A 10938-nucleotide genomic window follows, 5' to 3' on the forward strand; every position below is an offset into this window, starting at 1 on the left:
AGATTCGCGCGCAACCAATTATGAGTCCCGCTGCCCGGACTTTTGCCCCGGTTACCGAAGCTGCCGTCAAGCCATTGAAAACCCGAGATGATCCCGGCCGACATCAGATCGGTCCTGTACTGGAGCAGACCGTTCAAGATGGTTTTTCGTTCCACGGACGTGCAGAACCTTTCCGCCACCTCCGTCATCTGGGCCGGATAGGGCGACATGTTGGCCGGTATCGTTGGGTCACTCCCTGTAAAGGGTGGCAGAACCTCGGACATATCGAACTGCGGTAGCATTCAGCGCGCCCTTGAATCGAACTTTTTCAAGATCATAGGCCGGTCATGTTTACCATTCGTTACTCGCACGCCGCCTAGGGCCAGACTCAGTTGACGGCACCCAGGTGTTGAGTGGCACGAATGCGGCATCCGAAGCACTCGAGTCTTGGCCCCGCCCTCCGACCCCTCATGCTACACTCCCGCCGGTGTTTCCCGACAAAAGGGCGCCCCCGAGACCCGTGGCTTGGTTCCTGCACCACAACCCGACGCGCCGCGCGGCAGTGTGCGCCGTGCGCCGGCGTCGGCGAAAATGTACGATTTAACTCAACGGTCTACGCAACGCTGCCGTCGGCCCGACCCTGCCCTCTCCCGGTCGCGGCGGCACAACGCCCGCGCAAACCCGGCCGTTTCGCCCACGCTTGCCCCCGACTCGCCCGTGATATACGGTGAGCCCTGCCCGGGGATGCGCGGGAGAGTAGGCCCGTCCCGGGCCTCGATACCGCCATAGTGTGGCGCCAGACTGTGCCAATCGGCCGCCGCAGGTGGCCCCGACCGCAATCAGACAGAGGCAGCAAGCACGAGCCGGCCATGCGCCTGAAGCGACCCGCCATCCAGCCCCGTTCCCGGCATGCCGCGTCGGCCTGCGCGGGCGTTCTGCTGGCCGCCGCCATTGGCGCGCCGGTGCAGGCGCAGGCGCAGGCGCAAACGTCCTCGCCCAGCGTCGTCGTCAACCCCGCCTTCGCCGGCCCGCAGGCACCGGCCGTCGGCTCCACCGGCGTTCCGGGATACGGCGGTGCCTATGGCGCCAACCAACCGCCCGCCGGCGCCGAGCCGCCGCCGGTGGGTGCCCCCTTGCAGTTGCCGCCCCGGGGGATGCCAAGGTCGCGCCTGACGCTGCCACCAGGCGTGCCGGAACCGATCATCTCCGCCCCGGCGGCCCGGGATCCGGCGCCGCTGGTGCGCCGGCCGGCCACCGCCGCCCGGCCCGAGCCGGCCCCTGAACCAACCCGTGAACCAACTCCTGAGCCAACCCCGGACCCGGCCCCGCAGGCGGCCGCCAAGCCGTCGCCGCCGCCGGCACCGCGCGCGCCCGAGCCGGCCGAGGCGCCGCCGCCGCCACCTGTGCCCGAGACGGTGGCCACGACGCCCCCAGAGCCGGAGCCGCGACCCGAGCCCGAGCCCGAGCCGGCCCCTCAATCGGCGGAGGCCCCGCCCGAACCGGAGTCCGAACCGACGCCGGGCCCCGTTGATATCACCCCGGCGGACAGCGGCCCGCCGCCGCCGGCCTCCGTCACCATGACCAAGCCGGAGGCGCCGCCGCGCTCCGTCGTCCGGGCGCCCGGGGCGGAACCCGTCCGCACCCGCCTGATGGCCGGCACGACACGGCTGACCTCGGACGCCTCGGGTCGCGTCGGTCCCGCGCCGCCGCCGTTGGCCGTGACCGGCTCGCCCATGACCCGGCCGCCGGCCTCGCCGCCGCCAGCACCAACCGCGCCCGCCGCGCCCCCGCCGGATACCGCCGAACCGCCGGAGCCGCCTCCGGCCGAACCGGCCACGGCCCAGTTGCCCGAGTCCGTGGGCGACCCCACGGACGACGAGCCCGCCGCCGACACCGCGCCACCGCAACAGACGGCCTCCCGCCCGGCGGAGCCGGCCAGAACCGGCGCCGTCACCCCGGCCGGCGGCACCGTCAGCCTGCTGTTCGACGGCGACCGCACCGACCTGCCGGACTCGGCGCGCCCCACCCTGGACCGCGTGGTGGCGGTGCTGGACGGCAACCCGGCCGCGCGGGCCACCGTGCGCGCCTATGCCGACGGCGGCGGCGACGCCAACCAGGCGCGCCGCACCTCGCTGTCCCGCGCGCTGTCAGTGCGGGCCTATCTGATCGACCAGGGCGTGGCCAGCGCCCGCATTGACGTCCGTGCCCTCGGCGATCAGGCCGGGGACAACCGCAAGGATCGCGTCGATGTGGTCACCGCCGAGCGCTAAGGCGGATCGCGCCACATCGGACTCGCGCCGCGATTTCGATCTGGCGCGTGAACCCGCTCAAAACACGAAGAGCCGCACCGTGGAGCCCCGCCGATGACCCAGCCCCGTCGCTTCCTGACGCGGATGGTGCTGTTCGTCGCCATGGTGGGCGTGGTCGCCGCCGTGCTGTTCCCGCCGCTGTTGTCCGCCTTCATGGCCAACCCGGCCCTGAACGGTCTGATCCTGTTCGTGGTGCTGTTCGGCATCGGCCTGAACTTCCGCCTGGTGCTGCGGCTCGGCCCGGAGGTGGCATGGGTCGAGCGCTTCCGCGCCGGCGAGGTCGGCCTGACCTCGGAGCGGCCGCCACCGCTGCTCAGCGCCATGGCGCAGATGCTGACCGAGCACAAGGAGAAGTCGTACGGGCGCGGCCGGTTCTCGATCTCGGTCCCGGCCATGCGCTCGCTGATGGACGGGCTGGCCTCGCGCCTGGACGAGGCCCGCGATCTGGCCCGCTATTTCATCGGCCTGGCCATCTTTCTCGGCCTGCTGGGCACGTTCTGGGGCCTGCTGGAGACGGTCAGTTCCATCGGCGATGTCATCCGCGACCTGACCATCGCCGGCGATAATGCCGAGGCAGTGTTCGACGACCTCAAGAGCGGCCTGGAAGCCCCCCTGTCGGGCATGGGCACGGCCTTTTCGTCGTCGCTGCTGGGGCTGGCCGGGTCGCTGATCCTGGGCTTTCTCGATCTTCAGTCCAGCCGCGCCCAGAACGCCTTTCTCAACGACCTGGAGGAATGGCTGTCGGGCCTGACGCGCCTGTCGTCCGGCGGCGGCCTGGGCGAGGGCGAGGGCGGCGGCTCGGTGCCGGCCTACATCCAGGCGCTGCTGGAGCAGACCGCCGACAGCCTGGACGACCTGCAACGCACCATCGCCCAGGGCGAGGAAAGCCGGCTGGCCACGCAAACGCAGATGCGGCATTTGGTGGAAACGCTGACGACCCTGACGGACCAGATGCGCACCGAACAGGCCGTCCTGCTGCGTTTGGCCGAAAGCCACGCCGATCTGCGCCCGCTCATGCAGCAATTGGTCGCCGCCACCGAACACCGCGCCGAGGAAGGCCTGGACGAGGCCACGCGCGGCCACATCCGCAACACCGACGCCGCCGTGACCTACATCGCCAACGAGATGGCCGCCAACCGCGAGCAGACGGTCAAGGAACTGCGCGCCGAGATCAAGCTGCTGGCGCGCACCATCGCCGCCACGGCCGGGGTGCCGGACCAACAGCGCCCGGGGTGATTGTTTGGCCGGGCCGGACCCGGAACAGCTGAACGGAGTCTCATGGGCAGCCTCAGCCGCCGTCGCGCCAGTCAGAGCCTGGATATCTGGCCCGGATTCGTCGATGTCCTGGCCACGCTGCTGATCATCGTCATCTTCGTGCTGATGGTCTTCGTGCTGGCCCAGTTCTTCCTCGGCCAGGCGTTGAGCGGGCGCGACGCGGCGTTGGCGCGGCTGAACGATACAGTCGGGGAACTCGAGGATCTGCTGGCCATCGAACGCCAAGCCAACGCTGGCCTGCGCGCCGACGTGGCGCAGTTGTCCCAGGACCTGCAGGCCGCCAACGCGCGCTGGGAATCCCTGATCGGAACCGCCCGCGAGGGCGAGGCCGCGCAACAGGAACTGGCCGAGATGCTGGGGCTGGTCGAGCGCCAGCGCCAGGAGATCGCCAGCCTGGAGACCGACCGCCGCTCGCTCAACGAGCGGCTGGAGGCGGCCTTGGGTCAGGTGTCGGAGCAGGAGGCGGCCCTCACCCGCCGCGCCGACCGGGTGGCGGCGCTGGAGGCCGATCTGGCCGCGCGCGAGTCGACCATCGAGGACCTGGAGGCACGGCGCGAGGCTCTGCGCGAGGACATCGCTCGCCTGGAAGCGCTCAATGAAAGCCTGTCGGCGGACCTGGAAGGCGCCTACGCCACCATCGCGGCCGACAAGGAGACCATCGAGACGCGGCTGGCCGATCTGGCGCGGCTGGAGGCCCAGGTGGCCGAACTGCGCAAGACTCGCGATGCGTTGCAGGCGGAACTGGAGGCCGCCAACCAGACCATCCGGGCCGACAAGGAAACCATCGAGGTCAAGCTCGCCCAACTCGCGCGCCTGCGCCAGGACCTGGAGGCGCTGAGCGCCCTGCGCGATGAGCTGGAGGACCGTATCCGCACGCTCGACAGCCGGCTGGCCGAGACCGAGGGCGACTTGGCGGAGACCGAAGGGGCGCTGGAGGAGGAGAAGGCCATCTCCGAGCAGGCGCGCGCCCAGGCGGCCATGCTGAACGCCCAGTTGAAGCGCGTGCGGGCCGAACTGGCGCGCCTGGGCGATCTGCTCGACGCTCAGGAGGCCGAGAACGAGGCCCAACGGGTGCAGATCGCCAACCTGGGCGACCGCCTCAACGCCGCCCTGGCCACCAAGGTGCAGGAACTGCAACGCTACCGGTCCGAGTTCTTCGGCCGTCTGCGCGAGGTGCTGGGCAACCGCGAGGGCATCCGCGTCGAGGGCGACCGCTTCGTGTTTCAGTCGGAGGTGCTGTTCGACGTCGGCGAGGCCACCCTGGGGCCGGCCGGCCGCGACGACCTGGCCGACCTGGCCGACACGCTGATGAGCGTGGCACAGGAATTCCCGTCCGATATCGACTGGATCCTGCGCGTCGACGGCCACACCGACAAGCGGCCGATCAACACCTTCCGCTTCGCCAACAACTGGGAACTGTCGGCGGCCCGCGCCATCTCGGTGGTGCGGTTCCTCATCGACCAGGGCGTGCCGCCGCAGCGGCTGGCCGCCGCCGGCTTCGGCCCGCACCGACCGGTGGCCGAGGGCGACACCGAACAGGCCTACGCCCGCAACCGCCGCATCGAACTGAAGCTGGACCAGCGGTAGGGACAGCGGCGGCCCCACGGTGCTTCCCTCCCCCGCCCGCCGGTGGCATGGTGCCGCCGCCATGTTCCTGCTGTTCGATTACGCCGCGACCGATGTCTTTGACCCGCTGGTGCTGCTGCTCGGCGCGCTGGTGCTGGACGCCTATCTGGGCGAGTTCGGCCCGGTTTTCCGCGTGCTGCCGCACCCGGTGGTCATCATGGGCCACTGGATCGGCGAGGCTGACGGGCGCCTGAACCGCCCGGAGCGCGGCGCATTCGACCGCCGAATGCGCGGAGTCGTGGTTGCCCTGGGCCTGACCGCCGCCGCCGCCCTGTTCGGTGTGCTGATCCAATGGCTGTCCACCACCGCCCTGGCCGGGTGGGTCGTGGAACTGGTCCTCGTGGCCGTGCTGCTGGCGCAGAAGAGCCTGCACGACCACGTCCGCGACGTGGCCCGGGCGCTGGAGACGGGTGGCGTGCAGGCGGGCCGCAAGGTCATCCGCCACCTGGTGGGGCGCGATCCGGAGCGCCTGGACGCCGGCGGCATCGGCCGCGCCGCCGTGGAATCGCTGGCCGAGAACTTCTCCGACGGCGTGGTGGCGCCGGTGTTCTGGTATGTGGTCTTCGGCCTGCCCGGCCTGCTAGCCTACAAGATGATCAACACCCTCGATTCCATGGTCGGCCACCGTACCGAGCGCCACCGGGAGTTCGGCTGGGCCTCGGCGCGTCTGGATGACGCCTGGAACTGGCTGCCGGCGCGTCTGTCAGGACTGTTGATTGTGGCCGCCGCCGCAACCCTGCCCCGAGCCGACTGGCGCCAGTCCTGGCGCATTCTGCGCCGCGACGCGCGCCGTCACCGCTCGCCCAACGCCGGCTGGCCAGAGGCGGCGACGGCCGGCGCGCTCGGGCTGGCGCTGTCGGGGCCGCGCCAGTACCACGGCCGGGCCACCGACGAACCCTGGGTCGGCGACGGCCGGGTGCGCGTCACGCCGAAGGACATCCGCCGCGCCCTGCGCCTGTACGTGCGGGCGTGCTTTCTCAATGGCGCGCTCGTGGCGGTCGTATTACTGGGCAAGATCGCCCTGGTGGGGACCGGATAGTCATGCCCGTCCCTGACTCATCGGGACCGGACCGGATCATACCGCGCGACGATAGGAATGAAACCGGCCGACAAATGAAGTCAGTTCATTCGTCAGCCGGTGTCAGGCGGCTTGGCCCGCGCGTCCGGGGACGCGCCCGCGCATGATGTCGAAAATGCCCATCACCGCATAGGCCAGAATCGTGGTGCCGACCAGCCCCATGCCCCAGATGATGCCGATCAACAGCCAGTCGACCGGTCCGCCGGCGTCGGTGAAGCCGGACAAGGTGACGTAGGCCATCAGGGCCAAGGCGCCGAACCCGCCGAAGACGCCCAGGATCTCGGCACGCAACAGGCGGCGGCTGTGAATCGTGCCGTCGCGCATGATCACATAGACGAAACCGGCCAGGCCGAGCACGGCCAGCGCCACCAGCAGCCACAGGATGCTGCCCATCATTTCCAGAAATACAGAGATGTAGACGGCAAAATCAAACCCGGCCATGTGTCAGTCCTCCCCGTGGTCTCACGCCTCGCCGCGCAGCATGGCGATGTAGGTGGGCTTCAGGGCGATGGTCTTCATCACCCAGGTGATCCACAGTTCCTCCAGAGGCGCGATGACCCCGGGGAACGAGGGCGTCAGGTTGTTCTTGTAGTCAAACTCGATCAGCATGGCGCGGCCCATCTGCGTGATCAACGGACAGGACGTGTACCCGTCGTAATAGGCATCGCTGTCGGCGTCGGCGATGGCGGCCACCAGGTGATCGGCGGCCACGGGGACCTGCCACTTGACGCTGGCCGCGGTCTTGCCCTTGGGCACGCCGGCGACGTCGCCGACGGCGAAGACCTCGGGATAGCGCGGATGGCGCATGGTGTGCTTGTCCACCTCGACCCAGCCGTCGCGCGCCCAGGCGGAGTCGTCCTGCCAGGGCAGCGGGCTGTCACGCACGACCTTCGCCGCGCGCATGGGCGGGATGACGTTGACGAAGTCGTACTTGATCTTCTCGACGCCGTTCGGGGTGTCGAAGTGGACCTCCTTGCTGCCCAGGTCGATGCCGGTCATGACGTGGCTGTAGCGCACGTCAAAGCCGCGATCGTCGAACAGCATCCGCACCTTCTCGTGCACGATGGGCACGCTGAACAGGTTGTCGGTGTGCGCCGCGTAGATGATGTGGCCCTTGTCGCGCGACCCGTTCTGGCGCATCCGATCGTCGGTCAGGAAGGTGTACTTCAGCGGCGCGCCGGCGCACTTCATTTCGGTGGCCGGGCGCTGGAACACGGCGGTGCCGCCGGTCTCGACGAAACGAGACATCTCGCGCCACGTGGCGTAGGCGGCTTCCGGCCCCATGTAGTGGCTGCCCAGGCCTTCCTGGCCGATGCGGGCGGTCTCCATGCCCTCCAGGGCGTCATAGTCCAGGTGGATGCCGGCGGCGACGACGAGGTAATCGTAGGCCACCTCCTGGCCGCTATCCGTCACGACTTTCTTGGCGTCGGGGTCGATCTCCTCGGCGGCCTCCTGGATCCAGTCCACGCCCGGCGCGACGTATTGCTCGGTGCGCGAGATCGGGTACTCCTGCGCCTTCAGGCCGGCGGCGACCAGGGTGTAGCCCGGTTGGTACAGGTGGCGTTTGCGGGCGTCGATCAGGGTGATCTTGGCGCCGTCCAGTCGGTCCGCCAGGCGCGAGGCCATGGACAGGCCGGCCGCCCCGGCGCCGACAATGGCGATACGGGCGTTGCTCTGGACCCGGCCGGGGGCCTGGGCCCGCGCCGGGATCGCGCCGAGGCCGGCGGTGCCGGCCAGAACCGATCCGGCGGCGCCGAGCTTGAGCAGGGTGCGGCGGTCGAGGCCCGCCGGTCCCGGCGGACTGGTCTTCAACGGTTCCATGGGCAGCTGTCCTCCCTTTGGATGCATTCTTGTTTGGTGCCGGCGGCGCGCCGTGGCGCACCCGGGTGCATCCGCCATTTATATATATAAGTACTTGCTAATGCAAATGCCGTTTTCGTGGCGCGCCCCCGATACGCGCCTGACCTCCTGGTTGGTTTCCAGGGGCAGAACCGATTCCGGGGGGCCGGGTGCCGGCGTCAGCGGTGAGGCGGCCTAAATGGCGTCGAGATGCTGGGTGCGGTCGCGGCATTGCTGCAGGATGGGCAGGTCGACCGCGCGCAGGGCGTCGCGCAGACGCTGGAACGTGGCACGAACGTCGGTGACCTCCACCGTGCCGAGCAGACGCTCGTACCGCTCCGCCGTCGTCGCCGCCACCGTGCGCGCGGTCCGGCAGGCGTCGGCCACGTCGGCGGGTTTGGCGACCCGGCCGCGCCAGTCGTTCGCCGGCGGTTCCAGGCCGTGGCGTTCGAACAGCCGCAGTAACTCGTCTGTGTTGCGACGCGACAGCTCCACCACTTCGACGAACGGCTCCACCGGGCCGAACGCCGCGATCGCCGACTCGTATATCGCTTCCGCCCGGTATTCCGCGTCAAGGGCCTCCGCGAGAGCCGCGCGCACCGTCTCCAGCATCACCGAATCTCCTGGATTTCGCGAGGCGTCCAGTATCCATGATGCACGGACGGGTGTAATTGTCGAAACGCAAAGGGTGGCAAAGGCGGGTGAGCGGCCGGGCTCACTCGCCGATGTTCAGCAGCAGGCCGCGCACCCGCGCCACGCGGAACACATGCAGGAAGAACAGCGTGGCCAAGCCCAGGTACAGCCCGTTCAGGCCCACGGCGGCGGCCAGATGGCCCCAGTGCACCGTCCCCTCGAACAGCACCTGGCGCATCCCCTCGAACACGTGCGCCGGCGGGAAGCTGTAGCCGATCGCCTGCAGCCACCCCGGCAGCACGTCCATGGGGTAGTAGATGCCGCTGATGGGCCAGAAGGCGAAGATCAGGATCCACGGCAGGCTTTCCGCCCCCAGCCCCAGGCGCAGCACCAGGGCGCTCACAAGGAGACCGATGACCCAGCCCATGGCCAGCATGTTGATGAAGAACGCCAGCAGCGGCAGCCCCATGTCATAGATGTTGTAGGCATAGAACAGGTACGCCAGCGCTGTCGCCGGCAGGATGCCGATCAGGGTGCGGATGACGCTCATGGCCATCAGCGCGGCCACCAGTTCCAGCGGGCGCAGCGGGCTGACGAACAGGTGGCCCAGATTGCGGGCCCACATCTCTTCCATGAACGACAGGCACAGTCCCAGGTTGCCCCGAAACATGACATCCCACAGCAGCACGGCGGCGATGAAGATGCCGGCCGCCTGGGCGATCAGGCTCGACTCCGACGCCAGGAACTGGGTGATGAAGCCCCAGGTGACCATTTGCATGATCGGCCAGTAGGTCAGTTCCAGCAGGCGCGGGATGGAGCCGCGCATCAGAAACCAGTGCCGCAGCATCAGGGCATAGACCCGCCGGGGCGAGAAATGCCGGGCGGCGTGGCTCTCGCGTGCGTCGAGCGCGCCGGCCGACGCGGCGTCGTCACGGGCTGTCATCGGCCACCTTGCGCAGCACGAAAAAGACGTAGCCGAAGCTGTCGCCGAATCGCCGCCAGATGTCGATTTCGTGATCGTTGCCGTCCAGCACCTGCGTCAGGGCCGGCCCGGCCCCGTCGCGCAGGGCGGCGCTACGCGCCTCCAGCGGTGCGTAGTACTCGTCCCACCACGCCTGTTTCGGCAGCGTGTGCGTGCCCAGCACCTCGTACCCTTCGGCCGCCGCCTGGATGCATTTTTCCTCGACCGTGCGCATCTCGGCGCCTTCCTCGTCCCAGAAGGCGCGGACCTCGTCCGGCGGATCGTCGGTCAGCCACACCACGTCGCTGGCCACCAACAGGCCGCCCGGCACCAACAGCGGCCGCCACATCCTCAGGCCGTCGACGAAGCCCGGAATGTAAATGCAGCCCTCGGCCCAGATCAGGGCCACGCCGTCGGGCTCGTCGGCCAGGTTGAAAAAGGACTGCTGGCGCGTCTCGACCAGGGTGGACAGCCCGGCGTGGTCGGCGGCCATGGCCAGCCGCTCCAGATAGGGCCGGTGCGTGTCGATGGCGATGACGGAGTGCTTGAGCGTGCGCGCCAGCACGAGCGTCTGGCGCCCGGGGCCGCATCCCAGGTCGAGGATGGCGCCCGCCGGCAGCGGCGGCAGGCCGCGCGCAACCTGCTCCGTCATGGCGTCGCTGCCGGGTCCCTCGCGGGGCAGGTCGTGATGCAGGGTGAAAAAGGCGTCCCAGTCGATGGTGCAGTCGGCCACGGTCGTGGTCCCACGCGGTTGCGGCTGCCCCGAACTGTGCCACGTTCGGCGGCGCTTCGCATCCCTAGAAGCTGGATGGTGATCATGCACCGAGCGAGGTTGACCGGGCGCCGACGCGCCCTATCCTGAGGGGGCGTCAGATGGCTGGATGGCCGCCCTGGCCACGGCGACGTGGTTGGGGAGGAAAGTCCGGGCTCCACGGGAACACGGTGCCGGATAACGTCCGGCGGGGGCGACCCTAGGGAAAGTGCCACAGAAAGCAAACCGCCCGTCCCTGCGCCTTTCGGGGCGGGCCGGCGGGCAAGGGTGAAAGGGTGCGGCAAGAGCGCACCGCTCCCCCGGCGACGGGGGAGGCATGGTAAACCCCACCGGGAGCAAGACGGAGTAGGAGCGGCCGGCCCAGCTCTTCACGGAGTGGGGGCAGGCGGGTTTCCGCGCCGCCGCTCGGGTATGTCGCGCGAGGCGTCCGGCGACGGGCGTCCCAGATGAATGGCCATCCATCGCG

General features: G+C 69.5%; 9 protein-coding genes, 1 other RNA gene and 1 pseudogene. 5 read left to right on the forward strand and 6 right to left on the reverse strand.

Annotated features, from left to right (window positions below; genetic code table 11):
* Positions 1 to 281 (reverse strand): annotated as a pseudogene (locus Q0309_RS01205) (hypothetical protein); the annotation flags it as partial.
* A gap of 567 nt (positions 282 to 848) precedes the next feature.
* Between Q0309_RS01205 and Q0309_RS01210 the strand changes: the two are divergent.
* The 4 genes from Q0309_RS01210 (at position 849) to cbiB (ending at position 6228) form a co-directional block, all read left to right on the forward strand.
* Positions 849 to 2249, forward strand: coding sequence for an OmpA family protein (locus tag Q0309_RS01210; protein WP_299436523.1), 1401 nt, complete (start codon positions 849 to 851; stop codon positions 2247 to 2249).
* 93 nt (positions 2250 to 2342) lie between these two features.
* A complete protein-coding gene (locus Q0309_RS01215) occupies positions 2343 to 3524 on the forward strand; it encodes a flagellar motor protein MotA (RefSeq protein ID WP_299436526.1) in 1182 nt (393 codons plus the stop codon).
* A gap of 42 nt (positions 3525 to 3566) precedes the next feature.
* Positions 3567 to 5150: a peptidoglycan -binding protein gene (locus Q0309_RS01220; protein WP_299436529.1), complete on the forward strand. Its 1584-nt coding sequence runs from the start codon at positions 3567 to 3569 to the stop codon at positions 5148 to 5150.
* A gap of 61 nt (positions 5151 to 5211) precedes the next feature.
* Positions 5212 to 6228, forward strand: a complete 1017-nt coding sequence (gene cbiB, locus Q0309_RS01225; protein ID WP_299436532.1) for an adenosylcobinamide-phosphate synthase CbiB — start codon at positions 5212 to 5214, stop codon at positions 6226 to 6228.
* A 102-nt stretch (positions 6229 to 6330) separates the two neighbouring features.
* Here the strand turns inward: cbiB and Q0309_RS01230 are convergent, their stop codons facing one another.
* From Q0309_RS01230 to Q0309_RS01250, 5 genes are all read right to left on the reverse strand, one after another.
* Positions 6331 to 6708: a DUF5368 domain-containing protein gene (locus Q0309_RS01230; protein WP_299436535.1), complete on the reverse strand. Its 378-nt coding sequence runs from the start codon at positions 6706 to 6708 to the stop codon at positions 6331 to 6333.
* Between the two features lie 21 nt (positions 6709 to 6729).
* A complete protein-coding gene (locus Q0309_RS01235) occupies positions 6730 to 8088 on the reverse strand; it encodes an FAD/NAD(P)-binding oxidoreductase (RefSeq protein WP_299436538.1) in 1359 nt (452 codons plus the stop codon).
* A gap of 213 nt (positions 8089 to 8301) precedes the next feature.
* Complete coding sequence (locus Q0309_RS01240) at positions 8302 to 8718, reverse strand: DUF2202 domain-containing protein (RefSeq protein WP_299436541.1); 417 nt, start codon at positions 8716 to 8718, stop codon at positions 8302 to 8304.
* Positions 8719 to 8821: 103 nt separating this feature from the next.
* Positions 8822 to 9586: an ABC transporter permease gene (locus Q0309_RS01245; RefSeq protein WP_299436547.1), complete on the reverse strand. Its 765-nt coding sequence runs from the start codon at positions 9584 to 9586 to the stop codon at positions 8822 to 8824.
* An 82-nt stretch (positions 9587 to 9668) separates the two neighbouring features.
* Positions 9669 to 10433, reverse strand: coding sequence for a methyltransferase domain-containing protein (locus Q0309_RS01250; protein ID WP_299436544.1), 765 nt, complete (start codon positions 10431 to 10433; stop codon positions 9669 to 9671).
* Between the two features lie 136 nt (positions 10434 to 10569).
* Between Q0309_RS01250 and rnpB the strand changes: the two genes are divergently transcribed.
* Positions 10570 to 10938: RNase P RNA component class A (gene rnpB / locus Q0309_RS01255), an RNA gene on the forward strand; the annotation flags it as partial.

The organism is uncultured Rhodospira sp., from assembly GCF_937138205.1.
Classification (GTDB): domain Bacteria; phylum Pseudomonadota; class Alphaproteobacteria; order Rhodospirillales; family Rhodospirillaceae; genus Rhodospira.

What these genes read in the sequence shown, in the direction of transcription:
- Q0309_RS01210 (WP_299436523.1), top strand. Translation starts at nt 849, where the DNA reads ATGCGCCTGAAGCGACCCGCCATCCAGCCCCGTTCCCGGCATGCCGCG.
- Q0309_RS01215 (WP_299436526.1), top strand. Translation starts at nt 2,343, where the DNA reads ATGACCCAGCCCCGTCGCTTCCTGACGCGGATGGTGCTGTTCGTCGCC.
- Q0309_RS01220 (WP_299436529.1), top strand. Translation starts at nt 3,567, where the DNA reads ATGGGCAGCCTCAGCCGCCGTCGCGCCAGTCAGAGCCTGGATATCTGG.
- cbiB (WP_299436532.1), top strand. Translation starts at nt 5,212, where the DNA reads ATGTTCCTGCTGTTCGATTACGCCGCGACCGATGTCTTTGACCCGCTG.
- Q0309_RS01230 (WP_299436535.1), bottom strand. Translation starts at nt 6,708, where the DNA reads ATGGCCGGGTTTGATTTTGCCGTCTACATCTCTGTATTTCTGGAAATG.
- Q0309_RS01235 (WP_299436538.1), bottom strand. Translation starts at nt 8,088, where the DNA reads ATGGAACCGTTGAAGACCAGTCCGCCGGGACCGGCGGGCCTCGACCGC.
- Q0309_RS01240 (WP_299436541.1), bottom strand. Translation starts at nt 8,718, where the DNA reads ATGCTGGAGACGGTGCGCGCGGCTCTCGCGGAGGCCCTTGACGCGGAA.
- Q0309_RS01245 (WP_299436547.1), bottom strand. Translation starts at nt 9,586, where the DNA reads ATGCTGCGGCACTGGTTTCTGATGCGCGGCTCCATCCCGCGCCTGCTG.